Annotated in this window: 11 protein-coding genes and 1 pseudogene; 3 read left to right on the top strand and 9 right to left on the bottom strand. The window is 36.3% G+C overall.

The genetic code is table 11. The features are described from left to right. Positions 1-35: 35 nt before the first annotated feature. From ACFOUV_RS09790 to ACFOUV_RS09805, 4 genes are all read right to left on the bottom strand, one after another. Positions 36-986 (bottom strand): NAD(P)H-dependent flavin oxidoreductase, encoded by a 951-nt coding sequence (locus tag ACFOUV_RS09790; protein WP_379496573.1) that lies wholly within the window; start codon positions 984-986, stop codon positions 36-38. Positions 987-1130: 144 nt separating this feature from the next. Then, positions 1131-2144, bottom strand: a complete 1014-nt coding sequence (locus ACFOUV_RS09795; protein ID WP_379496574.1) for an NADP-dependent oxidoreductase — start codon at positions 2142-2144, stop codon at positions 1131-1133. Between the two features lie 195 nt (positions 2145-2339). Then, positions 2340-3557, bottom strand: a complete 1218-nt coding sequence (locus tag ACFOUV_RS09800; protein ID WP_379496575.1) for an acyl-CoA dehydrogenase family protein — start codon at positions 3555-3557, stop codon at positions 2340-2342. 567 nt (positions 3558-4124) lie between these two features. Further along, a complete protein-coding gene (locus ACFOUV_RS09805; RefSeq protein WP_379496576.1) occupies positions 4125-4856 on the bottom strand; it encodes a tyrosine-protein phosphatase in 732 nt (243 codons plus the stop codon). A 489-nt stretch (positions 4857-5345) separates the two neighbouring features. On the opposite strand from ACFOUV_RS09805, the gene ACFOUV_RS09810 reads away from it, so the two are divergent. Both ACFOUV_RS09810 and ACFOUV_RS09815 read left to right on the top strand, forming a co-directional pair. Further along, positions 5346-6323: a phosphotriesterase family protein gene (locus ACFOUV_RS09810; RefSeq protein ID WP_379496577.1), complete on the top strand. Its 978-nt coding sequence runs from the start codon at positions 5346-5348 to the stop codon at positions 6321-6323. A 12-nt stretch (positions 6324-6335) separates the two neighbouring features. After that, positions 6336-7943: a class I adenylate-forming enzyme family protein gene (locus tag ACFOUV_RS09815; protein ID WP_379496578.1), complete on the top strand. Its 1608-nt coding sequence runs from the start codon at positions 6336-6338 to the stop codon at positions 7941-7943. Positions 7944-8054: 111 nt separating this feature from the next. On the opposite strand, the pseudogene ACFOUV_RS18590 reads toward ACFOUV_RS09815, so the two are convergent. From ACFOUV_RS18590 to mmgD, 5 genes and pseudogenes are all read right to left on the bottom strand, one after another. Further along, positions 8055-8276: pseudogene (locus tag ACFOUV_RS18590) on the bottom strand (IS3 family transposase); the annotation flags it as partial. A 554-nt stretch (positions 8277-8830) separates the two neighbouring features. Next, the gene (locus ACFOUV_RS09825; protein ID WP_379496579.1) at positions 8831-8980 is read right to left on the bottom strand and encodes an SDR family oxidoreductase; all 150 of its coding nucleotides are present in this window, start codon (positions 8978-8980) and stop codon (positions 8831-8833) included. A 364-nt stretch (positions 8981-9344) separates the two neighbouring features. After that, entirely contained in the window at positions 9345-10253 is a 909-nt protein-coding gene (gene prpB, locus ACFOUV_RS09830) for a methylisocitrate lyase (protein WP_379496580.1), read from the bottom strand. Positions 10254-10422: 169 nt separating this feature from the next. Further along, on the bottom strand, positions 10423-11856 hold the full coding sequence (locus ACFOUV_RS09835) for a bifunctional 2-methylcitrate dehydratase/aconitate hydratase (RefSeq protein WP_379496581.1): 1434 nt from the start codon (positions 11854-11856) through the stop codon (positions 10423-10425). A gap of 120 nt (positions 11857-11976) precedes the next feature. Next, complete coding sequence (gene mmgD, locus ACFOUV_RS09840) at positions 11977-13083, bottom strand: citrate synthase (RefSeq protein ID WP_379496582.1); 1107 nt, start codon at positions 13081-13083, stop codon at positions 11977-11979. Between the two features lie 210 nt (positions 13084-13293). Here mmgD and ACFOUV_RS09845 point away from each other — a divergent pair, with 210 nt between their 5' ends. After that, positions 13294-14163, top strand: coding sequence for a LysR family transcriptional regulator (locus ACFOUV_RS09845; RefSeq protein ID WP_379496583.1), 870 nt, complete (start codon positions 13294-13296; stop codon positions 14161-14163). Positions 14164-14265 lie beyond the last annotated feature (102 nt).

Here is a 14265-nt window from a genome sequence, read left to right on the forward strand (position 1 = left end):
TCTTTTCTCTTACTGCGGTAAATTTGCGTTCAGACTTAGATCTTAATCGGACTATTTAAAATCTCTTTTGCCTCTGTTGCCATTCTTCGCACAATTACTTCAGCACTCTCTACCTCATCTATTAAACTTGCAACTTGTCCACAGCTCATAAATCCTTTTGAAAGTTCACCGTCAAACATTGCTAATCCATTATATTTCCCACGGACCATTGGTAAGATATTCTCTAATGTTGGGTTTTCCTTTTCAGCCTCCTGCACTTTCTTTGAATAGTCATTCTTTAAAACCCGGATTGGACCTTTCAACATTCTAGTCAAAATTTCCGTCGAATCATCTCTTGCTTTTAAAATTGCATCCTTGAAGTTGTCATGTGCTTCACATTCTTTCGTTGCAACAAAGCGTGTACCCATTTGCACACCATCCGCCCCTAACAACATAGCAGACGCCATACTTCTTCCGTCAACAATCCCTCCTGCTGCAACTACCGGGATCGATACCGTCTTTTTGACTTGTGGTACTAGCGTTAATGTTGATAATTCAGAAGGACCGTTACTTCCACCTGCTTCATAGCCCTCACATATAATCATGTCCGCACCAAGACTTTCTGCTTTAGCCGAATGGAATGCGGTAGATGTTAAAACCAAAACCTTTAATCCCATATCTTTAATGACTGGGATTAATTGTTTCGGATTACCAGCCCCAAGACTAACTGCCTGAATAAGGTCGCGATGTTTACGAATAACCTCTATATAAGGTGTAAAGTCAGTATGTTGGCTAATAGGAATGTTAACTCCAAATGGTTTAGCAGTTGCTTCTGCTGCAAGTAAAATTTGTTTTTCAAAGTTTTCCACTGTTCTCCCAGCTGATCCTACTTGCCCAAACCCGCCCCCTTCTGACACGGCTGCTGCAAGTAATCCATTGCCAACAAAGGCAAGCCCACCTTCTATAATAGGTACTTCAACCTCTAATAATTCACATACTTTATTCATAAAATCCTCCTATAATTTTCTTTATATAAAGTGAAACTTCATTCAGTGGGGTTTCACAAACTATTACACCTAGGTAAAATGAAAACTCCTTCTATTTAGTCTTCGTCAGAAGGAGGGTTCACTCGATGTTCTATTTAAATATTTTTAGCTTTCCGAACGAACACACACTAATTGCTTGCCTATATTCTTACCGTGAAAAAGACCAAGAAAAGCCTGTGGTGCATTTTCCAATCCGTTAATAATGTTTTCGCGATAAGTTAATTTCCCTTCTTTGACCCACTCTCCTAATTGTTCATAGCCTTCATCGAACCGTTCATGATAATCTCTTACTATATAAGCTTTCATTAGAGCGCTGCGATTGAGTAGATAACGTTGGATACGTGGACCTGTCGAAGGTTTTATATTGTTATACTCCGAAATAATTCCACAAACTGCAATTCTGGCATGGAAATTTAATAAACTCATAACGGCGTCGGAAATATCTCCACCAACATTGTCAAAGTAAATGTCTACACCATCTGGACATTTTTCTTTTAATGCTTCTTTCACATTTTCAGTTTTGTAATTAATCGTTGCTTCAAAACCAAGCTCATCCTCGAGATATTTATTTTTCTCATTTGACCCAGCAATACCTACTACCCGACATCCGTAAATTTTTGCAATTTGACCGACAATTGTTCCTACCGCACCTGCTGCTCCGGATACAACGACCGTCTCCCCTTCTTTCGGTTTCCCAATATCTAGTAAACCAAAATAAGCGGTCAATCCTGTCATCCCGACTACTCCTAGCGCTGAAGAGATTGGCGCTAAATCTGGATCAACTTTTCGGAGTGTTTTTCCATTGGAGACTGAATAATCCGCCCAATTCAAATGACCTTCTACAATGTCATCAACTTGAAACGATTCATTTTTAGATTCGATTATCTTTCCAACGACGCCTCCAGTTAACACTTTATTTAATTCATATGGTGCTGTGTATGTTTTAACTCCACTCATTCTTCCTCGCATATAAGGATCTACTGATAAATAATTTGTTTCCACTAATACTTCCCCATCATTTATCACAGGTCGTGAGTTTATTTCTAATTTAAAGTTCTCATCTGTCGGTATTCCATGTGGTCGACTAACTAATAAAAACTCTCTATTTGAGTTACTCAATAACTTCACCCCTTCATTATGCTAGTTTTACTATATGAATTGAACAAGTAGATTATAATCGAATACTCCATTATTATCGTTGTATGTCACACACAATAGAATGAACAATATTAATAGAACTAAATTCTACTTGTGTATATTTCTCAATCTAGACTTTACAGGAAATATAGTAAGGTAAACGTATTACATCCCGTTTTATTTTCTTTGTTGTCTTCTCTCGCGAATTTCTAATTTAGCAATGTCGCGAATATGAACTTGATCTGGTCCATCGACAATTCGAAGGGTTCTTGCATGTGCAAAATGTTCTGCTAATGGTGTGTCTTGTGATACACCAGCACCACCATGAACTTCAATTGCACGATCAAGTGCATTAAGTGCCGTACGAGGTACAGCGACTTTAATCATTGCGATTTCTTTACGAGCGCCTTTAGCACCATACTGATCTATTTTATGTGCAGCATTTAATGTTAATAATCTTGCTTGTTCAATTTCCAGTCTAGTTTCCGCAATTTGTGCACGAATTACATCTTTATCAATTAATTTAGAACCGAATGCTTCTTTTTCTTCTGCACGATCAATTAACAAATCCAAAGCACGTTCTGCTTGTCCAATTCCACGCATAGCATGGTGAATTCTCCCAGGCCCTAGTCTTCCTTGAGCAATTTCAAAACCACGGCCTTCTCCAAGCAATAAATTAGATATAGGAACACGAACATTATTATAATGAATTTCTGCATGACCTTCTGGTGCGTGATCATAACCAAAAACTTTTAATGGACGCTTAATGTCCACCCCAGGCGTGTCCATTGGTACTAGAATCATAGATTGTTGCTTATGCGGATCTGCGCTCAGGTCGGTTTTCCCCATAACAATCGCAATTTCACATCTTGGATCCAAAGCATTCGATGACCACCACTTCTTCCCATTAATGACATATTCGTCTCCGTCCCGAACAATTTCTGTTTGAATGTTCGTCGCATCCGAAGAAGCTACTGTGGGCTCCGTCATCGAAAACACAGAGCGAATTTCACCTTCGAGTAGTGGTTTAAGCCACTTTTCTTGTTGATCTTCATTTCCATATTTAATTAAAACTTCCATATTTCCTGTATCTGGTGCATTACAGTTAAACATCTGTGGAGCAATCAGCGATCTCCCCATAATTTCACAGAGATGCGCATACTCATAGTTAGTTAAACCTTTTCCATATTTTTCATCTGCATAAAAAAGGTTCCATAGACCTTTACTCTTTGCTTTTTCCTTCAACTCTTCCATAATCGGAGGTATTGTCCAGCGGTTTTCAGCACTATCCAGATAATCTTCTACTACCTTCTCTGCTGGATAGACATGTTCATCCATAAACTCTAGTATTTCCTCTCTCATCTTCTCTACACGACTTGGTAATTCAGTAAACATACAATTTCCTCCTTTATTATTATGTGATTTTTGTTACACGTTACACACCTTCTATGTCAGTTGAAAATTATTAACTATAGGAATATTGAATGATTATTTCCCATCATTCTTCTATTTCTATCTACATAGGAACTTCATTTCTTTAGCGTTCTAAATATACTTGTATCTTATACTTTAAATACTTCTCCAATATAATATTTTACAATTTAAGTTCCTATAAAATCACCTATATCCACATCCTAATAGGCTTTTTTTAAATGAAGTTCCATTTAATGGTTAAATTGGAGCTTTTTTCGGCTTGGTTCCGAATTCATAGCTTTTCTCAATTTACTTTTTATCTAGCCAATTGAAATAAATATACACAAATTAAAATTTATTGAATTATCAAAAAGGTCAATTAAATCTTAGCACTGTTAGAATATAATTTCAAGTATCTTTTTGAACGTTTATTCAAATGTTCAAAATTCCTTCATACTGTTCCTTTGAATTAATACCTTACTCTTTTGTTAACAAAAAGCGGGATCTTCTAGGGTATTTTCCCGTTCATAATGTTCTCTCTTTTTAATTTTATCCTATTAAGTTTGTGCGAATTGTATTTAATACTTCAGATTTTACACGAATATGCTCCATATAATTTTCAACCGTTCCGTAGTTAGCTTCCATAAAACTCAATGTTTTTTCCATTTCGATACGCTCAGAGCGCAATAAGAAATCTGGAAAATCGTCATTAAATTCATGCTTTTTTTCATTAAGATAATTAATAATATAGCCCTCACTTACTTCATAGTCCGATTTTATAATCTCATGGTCTACATCGCAGATTTTTAATAAAAGCATACTAATAATTCCAGTTCGATCTTTACCTGCCATGCAATTGAAAATAACACCACCACCGGATAACGACTTACTTATGATTTCCATAATTTCCTTTATTTCAATTTGTCTTTCCGTTAAATAGGTTTGATAAAGTGCAGACAAACTATCGATTTTTCTGTCTTCCATTAATCCGCTATCATTGGTAGATAAGGAAATATTAAAGTAGTTTACGTCACGAAAGTGCTCCAGTTTAGATGGTTCTTCCCTGATTTCCCTCTCTCTTCTTAAATCAACTACGGTTCTAATGTTATATTTATATAGCCATTCAGAATCTTCCTTCGTCAAGTTACTAAGCAAATCAGAACGCAATAGTTTCTGTTTATTTAATATATTTAATTTCTTATCACTATACCCACCAAGCTCCCTTGTATTTACCGTGCCTTGTAGATCAAATGGTTTGTTCGCAGTTTTCATTAATTCCATTATTTCATACCCCATTTCATAAATTTGTGAACACAATGCCAAGTTAATCATACCTTTCTCATCTAAATCGTAGAACATCAGATTTTTTTCAACATCAATTATTTTCTGAAAATTACATTTGTTTAAAAGATAAGCTATTTCACTTAGATTGTCAAAATAAATTCGGTTTTCAACCTTTAGCCATTCAACGGTAATTTTAAATAAACTTCATTCATATGAATGTTGATTTTCTTTTTTTGGTATGATATGTTATTTTTATATATTCTGATAATTATATAAAATCAAAAAACGATGGCTTAACTATGTTTTTTATATCTATGTTTATATACTCTCCACGCCCTCTCACATACGAGTCATATTTCATATAGCTTATCAATACTATAAAAGGAGGTTCTATATATTTAAGCCAACTCAACATCCTAGAATATTACGGTATTCACAATTGGGCGAGGGTAGAGCATTTATATTATAAATTAGGAGGTTATTTGAATGGCTAAAATGGTAAATACAGTTCTTGGACAAGTTGCAGCGGATGAATTGGGTAAGACCTTAATGCATGAACATATCTTCTTTGGGTATCCAGGTTTTGATGGTAATTCACTTTATCAAAAAGATCGCACTGAATTAGTAAAACTCGGTGTGGAAGCTGTTAATGTAGCAAAAAGCCAAGGGGTACAAACCATTGTAGATGCTACACCAAGCGACTCTGGACGTTATCCTGATTTATTAAGAGAAGTTTCGGAAAAAAGTGGTGTTCACATTATTTGTGCAACTGGATATTATTACGAGGGAGAAGGCGCACCAGCCTACTTTAAATTTAAACAAGGACTAGGTATTGCTGAGGATGAACTATATGAGTTATTCATGGGTGAAATAACAAACGGAATTGGAAAAACAGGTATTAAACCAGGTGTTATTAAATTAGCATCAGGAAAAGACAGTATTTCCGAATACGAAGAATTGTTTTTTAGAATGGGAGCCAGAGCTCAAAAAGTGACAGGAATTCCAATTATTACACATACACAGGAAGGTACAATGGGACCTGAACAAGCCAAACTATTAACTTCTGAAGGCGTTGATCCTAAGAAAATAGTTATAGGACATATGGATGGAAATACGGATATCCATTACCAACTACAAACATTAGAATATGGTGTTTATGTTGGATTTGACCGAATAGGACTCCAAGGACTTGTAGGAGCGCCAATGGACAGTGAACGGATCATCGTCTTGCTAGGATTAATAAATAGCGCCTATGCGAATCAACTTACTTTATCGCACGACAAAGTGAATGTTTGGCTCGGAAAAGCACCTGAATTCCCAGATGACTTAGCGGAACTAACAAGAAACTGGGAAATGGATCATTTATTTAAAAATATTATTCCGGAATTAGAAAAACACGGGGTATCCAAGGCTACCATTGATTCTATTTTGGTGGACACCCCTAAAAATATCTTTAATGTATAAGGAGGGATATGTTTGAGTGCCACAATAAAAAAAGAAAAAATCACCTTATTTGGCAGAGAAAATATTAGTGTGTATGCAAATCGACCTACCAATTTAAATGAAATGTTGCAAAAAACAGTTGATCAATACCCAAATAAAACTGCTTTTATAATGGAAGATGAGGAACTGACTTATACGGAAGCAAATGATAGAGCAACGAGACTTGCAGCGACTTTACAACAAGAATACGGCCTTGCAAAAGGAGACCGGATTATTAGTTTAATCGGCAATGATTTAGCGTTCCCAATTGTTACTTTTGCTTGTTTTAAACTAGGTGCAATCATGGTTCCTGTTAATACAAAATTAACGGCTTCCGAAATATCTTATATTGTTGAACACTCTAAACCAAAGCTCATTATCCATGAAGATGCATATCAGGCTGTAATCAATGAGTCGATTCAAAGATTTCCAGAAATAGAACCGTACACACAGACAACCGTATCAACTGGAGGCGCTGCATCAGGAGTTACGCTTGAATCATTAATCAATCAAAACAATGAATTGAAAGCGATACCAATTGAGGAAACAGACGCTGCATTTATCTTGTATACATCCGGTACAACAGGAAGACCAAAAGGCGCCGTAATTAGCCATATCAATGTCCTTCACAGCGTAATGCATTATAAGAATACGCTACAAACAGATAGCGAAATTCGTACAATAATTGCCGTTCCCTTCTTTCATGTTACCGGGCTAGTAGGACAATTTCTCCATATGGTTTATATCGGCGGCTCGTCCGCTGTCCTTAGAAGATATCAAAATGAAGATTACATTAGAACGAGCCATAAATTAAAAGTAAATTGTCATATAAATGCTCCAACATTATTTATTATGATGGCTACAAGTCCAATAATAAATGATTACTCTTTTGACTTTGTTCGAATTGTAGGATACGGCGGCTCAGCAATCTATCAACAAACAATAGAAAAAATGCAAGAAATTTTCCCAAACGCAACTTATCGTAATGTTTACGGTGCAACAGAAACCACATCTCCTACAACAATGATGCCAGCTAGTTATCCGATGTCAAAAGTCGCATCTGTAGGTTTTCCTGTTGAAAATGGACAGGTTAAAGTTGCGGATCGCGAAGGTAATGAATTAGGGACCAACGAACCTGGGGAATTACTAATTAAAGGTCCAATGGTTATTGGAGAATATTGGGATAATGAAGAAGCTAATAAAAAATCATTTATCGATGGGTATTGGAAATCAGGTGACATCGCCAAAATTGATGATGATGGATTTATTTATATTTTAGATAGAATGAAAGATATGATTAACCGTGGTGGTGAAAAGATATTTTCCATTGAGGTAGAAGATGTCTTAAAAAAGCATCCTGAGATAATTGAGTCTGCTGTTATTTCAATTCCCGATGAAACATATGGCGAAAGGGTAAAGGCTGTCATAGTTTCAGATTCATTAAAGCAAGGTGACGAATCAACTATTCAAACATTTTGCTTAAAGCATTTAGCAAAATTCAAAGTACCGGAAGTCATTGAATTTATTCCAGAACTACCAAAAACCGCATCAGGTAAAATTTTAAAAAATCAATTACGTGTAGAAAAAAAGAAAAAAGATTAATTAAAACATACTAGAAACGATTAGAAATCAAATGGTATTAATGCTAAGATAATTTCTGCGATGTAAAAAAGGTTTACAAGAAGGTGGCTACCCCCAAAAGTTAGATTTTTATTATACAGCTGATTGGCTGGACTGAGTTCGGTATTCGACCGGACTCAGTCCAGTCAATTTCACTTTTGATCGTACATGGTTATATCAGTAAATGTATTTTCATAACTTATTAATTTCTCTCCATAATACATTTCATGCTTTAAAATGCTAAAGAAATTCTCCATCGAAGCATTGTCTGCGAAGGTTGTATTTACGTGACATGCTTTGGAATACTTTATTTTCTTTTAATGTCCTCACCCATTGGTTGTGCGATAGGTTGCGCGATTCTTTATTATTCCTATCATTTCTTTTAAAGTATAACTTCTCTTCGCCTAGACATTTGAATTCTGTAATGTCAGTTTAATAATTTTGAAGAGGAATAGGTGTGCTAAAACGGTGGGATAATCGGGTTTTTTTCCACTTTTCCAAAGTTCCCCTTATAGGAGTTGTATTTACGAGATTTCCGCATGAATTTCACAGAATTTTAACATGATAGTGATAAGTTGCTTCAAGAATACCCACAACAAAGAGAATATCTTTTAATCGGAATCCTTTTCTTTGAGTTCGAATGCCACTTTTGCTTGTGGTTTTCGTGAAAGGCATTTGGTGTCCCAGCCTCTTTCCACGTATATAAAACATACGACAGTAATAAATACTGTCGTATGTTCAAAAAATCCCTATCTTTTAAAAAATGCAAATTGTAACCATTTTTTTGATTGGGTTTTGGTCATCTTCATTTTCAGGGTTTTTCCTCTCTTAGGTTTTCATTATTCACACTTGCTTTATTCTAATAGAATTTATTTTGCTGTCCATCCACCATCAACTCCTAAAATCTGTCCTGTTACATATGAAGATGTATCAGATGCTAGAAATACTACAGGACCCACTAGGTCTTCAAAAATAGGTGCATCATTTGCATTTTTAATATATTGACTGACATCGATCAATTTCATAAGTTCTTTATAGAGACTTGCTCGATTACCTAACGAACCTGCCCCTTTTCAAACAAAAGTGCCAACATCGTAACTTTCCATCCGTTATTGACTTATCCTAAACAAATTTCTTTTAGGAATTGGGACATTATCTAAAAATACTTCTGCAAAGTCATATTTTCTACGTCTTATCTATTTATGTTGCGGAATGTTTGCATTTTAAAAAGAACAATTATATAACCGATTAAATTTTTAATGGAAAATAAAGAGTCATCAACATTAACGTCAATGACTCTTCTAAATAATTCCTCTACCTTTTCATAAAAATACATTAATCTAGTAAAACTAAAAATACAAAGTAAAGTCTATTGATTATAACCTACTTATCCCCCAGCAAAACCGTCTTTGCAATACTTTCATCCAACTCTTCAAAAGCATCATAACTAATCGTCTCATAAAGCTCTTTTCGCGTCTGCATATCAGAAACACCCTCTTCTTGAGAACCCTGCTCTTTAATCAAACTAAAAATACGCTCATAAGCTTTCGCTGCTACTCTAAGCGATGTAACGGGATAAATCACCATACTGAATCCCATATCTTGAAATCCTTCTGCCGATATAAACGGAGTCTTTCCAAACTCGGTCATATTGGCAAGTAATGGTACCTCTACCTTATCTGCAAACCAGCGAAACTCTTCTTCAGTTTGTAATGCTTCGGGGAAAATAGCGTCCGCACCGGCATCAATATATGCTTGCACTCTTTCATAGGCTGCTTCTATCCCTTCTACAGCCTTAGCATCCGTTCTTGCTACAACAATTAAGGATGGGGCTACCTCTTTGATAGCCTTAATTTTTTGTGACATCTCTTCTGTTGTAACAAGCTGTTTTCCATTCAGATGTCCGCATTTTTTAGGTAGCTGTTGATCCTCGATTTGGACAGCTGCTACATTGGCTTCCACCATTTCACGGGCAGTTCGTGCAGCATTAAGTACTCCACCGAATCCCGTGTCAATATCAACAAGTACGGGTAAATTTGTTGCGCGTACAAGATCTCTTGCTCGTTCTGCTACTTCTGTTGAAGTGACGATGCCAAGGTCAGGTAAGCCCTTACTTGCTGTGTATGCTGCTCCTGATAAATAAAGTGCTTTAAAGCCTGCATTTTTGGCGACGAGTGCTGCCATCGCATCATGCGCACCAGGTATTTGTAAGATGTCTTCCGTTGCTATTTGTTCCCTAAATTGCTTCGCTAATTCTGCTTGTGTGATTGGTTGATCAACAATCCATGCCATAAGTAAATATCCTCCTTTAAAAAAACTAAGCCTTTATACAACATTATACAGGGGAAAAGCTTGGTTAAACATTTTGGTGTCCACTCTAGAACACCAAACAACCAAAACTCCTCCCCACTAAATTTATATTATTAGGTAGGAAAGTTTTAGGCTTTCCTATTTATAAAAATTAAACAAATAACTCTACAAATTCATTAGCATTCATCTCTACTAATCTCTGATAGTCATTTCCTACTTCTACCAATTTGTCACGCTGTTTATCTGAATAGTGGGTTGCGATATTTGCTGCATATTTTTCGCGAACTTTTGGAATTGCTTCATCACGACGAAAACGATGGCCTAATGGATATTCAACTTCTATATCTTCTGTTGATGTTCCATCCTTAAAATGTACTTGTACCGCATTTGCAATTGAACGCTTTGTTGGATCTAAATAATCTTCTGTATACGCTTTGTTTTCTGTCACAACCATTTTATCGCGTAATTGGTCAATGATTGGATCGCTAGCTACATCATCTTCATAATGTTCTGCTCGGATATCGCCTTTTAACAGGCCAATCGCAGTTATATATTGGATACAATGATCACGGTCTGCTGGGTTATTTAATGGACCTGTTTTATCAATAATCCTTATCGCAGATTCATGGGTTGTAATCGTAATCTGATCAATCTCATCAAGACGGTTCGCCACTTCTGGGTGTAGTGTAACTGACGCTTCTGCTGCTGTTTGCGCATGGAATTCAGCTGGGAAAGATACTTTGAATAAAACATTTTCCATCACATAACTATCAAGTGATTGGCTAAGTACTAACGGTTGCTTATTAAACAAGACATCCTGGAATCCCCAGCCTGGAGCTGATAATGCTGTTGGATAGCCCATCTCGCCTTTCATAGACATGAGTGCAAGACGAACGGCTCTACTTGTCGCATCCCCTGCGGCCCATGATTTTCTGGACCCTGTATTTGGTGCATGGCGATATGTACGCAGGCTCGAATTATCGATCCATGCATTGGAGAGGGCATTGATAATTTCTTGCTTGCTTCCACCTAACATCTTTGTTACAACTGCTGTTGTCGCGATTTTCACATATAATACATGATCAAGACCGACCCGATTCAAGCTATTTTCTAATGCAAGAATCCCTTGAATTTCGTGTGCCTTAACCATCATTTCTAACACTTCTAACATTTTCAGTGGCTCTTGTCCTTTACTAATGCGCTCCTGACTAAGAAAGTCTGCTACAGCTAGAATTCCTCCTAAATTATCAGACGGATGTCCCCATTCAGCAGCAAGCCAGGTATCATTAAAATCAAGCCAGCGAATCATTGCACCAATATTAAATGCCCCTTGCACTGGATCAAGTACATGAGAAGTCCCTGGAATCCGTGTCCCATTTGGAACCGTTGTGCCAGGTACAATCGGTCCGAGTAATTTTGTACATTCTGGATAACTAAGGGCCAAAATTCCACAACCAAGCGTATCAATTAATACATTATGAGCAGTGGAGAGTGCCTCTTCACTCGTAATCTCTTTATTTAATACATAATCCGCGATTTCTTCTAGTAATGTATCTGTTTTAATTTCTTGTTCTGTCTTTAACATTTATCTCTTCCTTCCTTGTCATAATAAAGGTTGTTCAAAAAGTCCGGAAAAATGACACTTCGAATTTCTTCGTTCCTTTTTATCCACCTTTTAGAACACACACTAATAGTTGCTTTTTTCTTAGTAACTCTCACCAATATAATTTACACGTGGTCTAAATAGGCGATTATTATCATGTTGTTCGATGACATGTGCACAAAGTCCAACTGTTCTCGCACTAAAGAAGATTGGTGTATACAATGGAATTGGGATCCCAAGTTTATAGTAAACTGGTGCTGCATAATAATCCAGATTTGGATAAAGTCCCTTTTCCTTCTCAAGGATCTTTTCACCCGCTTCACACATTTCAAGCAATGATGTATCCCCATCGATCTCACATAATTGCTTTAATGATTCCTTCATGATCAATGCTCTAGGATCCATCTTTTTCATATAAACACGATGACCAAAGCCCATAATCTTTTCTTTTTGTTCTAGTCTTTTGTAAATTACTTCTTCAAATTCAGCCACACTACTCGCTTCACTCAACATATACATAACTGCTTCATTGGCTCCCCCATGCAGATTACCTTTTAGCGAAGCAACCGCTCCCGTTAGTGCGCTGTAAATATCAGATTGTGTTGATGCAATCACTCTCGCAGTAAACGTTGAGTTCGGCATTTCATGTTCACTATATAATAGAAGGGATCGGTCAAAAATCTCCGCCTCCAATTCCGTTGGTACCTTACCTGTAATCATATATAAGAAATTCGCACTGTATGATAAATCCTTATTTGGAGCCACTTCGGCATGTCCATTTAAAATTCGGAAACTATTTACTGTAATATTTGGTAGTTGGCCCATGAGTTGATAGGCACGACTTTTATTCGATTCTAGTGAACGGTCATCAATGTTATTATCAAAGCCCGCTAGAACAGAAATTCCTGTTCGCTGCCCGTCCATTGGGTGTGTTTGTTTCGGTAATAATTTAAGTACGTCGATCACAGTCGATGGAACATCATAATTTTCCTTTAATTTTGCTTCCAATGTCACCTTTTCAGTTTCACTAGGTAATTGCCCCTCAATTAAAAGATGCACCACATCAAGATAATCTTTTGTCTGTGATAATTCGATCAGATTATGACCTTTGATAATAATCTTCTCTTGTTCCGTATCGAGAAATGAAATCGCTGTCTCAGCAGCAATAACTCCTTCTAGTCCAGGTACAAAGTTTTCTGTCGTCGCCATCAATATCCTCCTCTTTTAATCTTTATGAGGTATCTCATGGTGCATATCTTCACTAAAACATTTTCGCTATCGTTATCATATTTATAACTAATTCTAGTATACTATTGATTTGAATTTTAAGAAAATATATAATATTTATAAATAGCCATAGATTTTATCAATGCCTAATGCTTATTCCATATAAATGTATCGAAAAAAGGGGTGTTTAGAATGAATTATCAAGACTGGGAAATGCTTGCAACATTATATTCTACAGAGAACATCACACAGGCAGCACAACGTTTATTTTTATCACAACCCACATTGACTTCTCGAATAAAGAAATTAGAAGACTATTACGATATACAAATTATTATGAGAAAGCGAAGAGGGGTCACATTTACCCCAGAGGGAGAAAAACTTGCTGAGCATGCGATAAATATGCTAAAAGAACAGAGAAAAATTGAAGAAAAGTTACATAATATAGGGGGAAAAGTCGCGGGAACACTGCGAGTAGGAGTTTCTAATTTTTTTGCTCTAAATAAAATGCCTAAATTGCTACGTTTATTTAAACAAGAATACCCAAACGTAGAATTCCAAGTTGTTTCTGGATGGAGCAGTGAAATGCATCGATTAATTTTGAATAATGATGTACATATTAGCTTTATTAAAGGTGACTACCCTTGGAAGGAGCAAAAAGAATTACTCTATGAAGAGAATATTTGCATCGCCTCTCCATGGGATTTCGAATGGGCAACGCTTCCTTCATTACCGCGTATCGATTACTATACGGATGAACGAATGAAAAATCTTGTAGATATTTGGTGGTACAATAATTACAAGCAAAGCCCAAATATAAATATTCAAGTCAATCAAGTGGAAACATGTAAAGAAATGGTTATTAATGGATTGGGCTATGCTATTTTAGCGGATTTAGTAGTCCGCCCTCACCCTGAACTTATCACCAAACCTTTATATAATCATTTAGGAGATCCGGTTACACGCAAAACATGGATGTATTATTATGAAGATTCGTTGAAGCTGAATATTGTTCATGCATTTGTTAGTTTTATCCGCACACTGGATGTTAAAAAATTATAAATTTGAAATGTAAACTAAACTGTGTAAGTAGGAGATGTGTTTTGCAACCTAAAAGGTTACAAGATTGCAATGAAAAGGTTAGAACTTTGCCAGCCCATATTT

It is taken from the genome of Oceanobacillus longus, assembly GCF_042650085.1.
Taxonomy (GTDB): Bacteria; Bacillota; Bacilli; order Bacillales; family Amphibacillaceae; genus Oceanobacillus; species Oceanobacillus longus.

Excerpts from the sequence above, each read along its gene's own strand:
- ACFOUV_RS09790 (WP_379496573.1), bottom strand. The coding sequence starts at position 986 with ATGAATAAAGTATGTGAATTATTAGAGGTTGAAGTACCTATTATAGAA.
- ACFOUV_RS09800 (WP_379496575.1), bottom strand. The coding sequence starts at position 3,557 with ATGTTTACTGAATTACCAAGTCGTGTAGAGAAGATGAGAGAGGAAATA.
- ACFOUV_RS09805 (WP_379496576.1), bottom strand. The coding sequence starts at position 4,856 with ATGGAATTAATGAAAACTGCGAACAAACCATTTGATCTACAAGGCACG.
- ACFOUV_RS09810 (WP_379496577.1), top strand. The coding sequence starts at position 5,346 with ATGGCTAAAATGGTAAATACAGTTCTTGGACAAGTTGCAGCGGATGAA.
- prpB (WP_379496580.1), bottom strand. The coding sequence starts at position 10,253 with ATGGCATGGATTGTTGATCAACCAATCACACAAGCAGAATTAGCGAAG.
- ACFOUV_RS09835 (WP_379496581.1), bottom strand. The coding sequence starts at position 11,856 with ATGTTAAAGACAGAACAAGAAATTAAAACAGATACATTACTAGAAGAA.
- mmgD (WP_379496582.1), bottom strand. The coding sequence starts at position 13,083 with ATGGCGACGACAGAAAACTTTGTACCTGGACTAGAAGGAGTTATTGCT.
- ACFOUV_RS09845 (WP_379496583.1), top strand. The coding sequence starts at position 13,294 with ATGAATTATCAAGACTGGGAAATGCTTGCAACATTATATTCTACAGAG.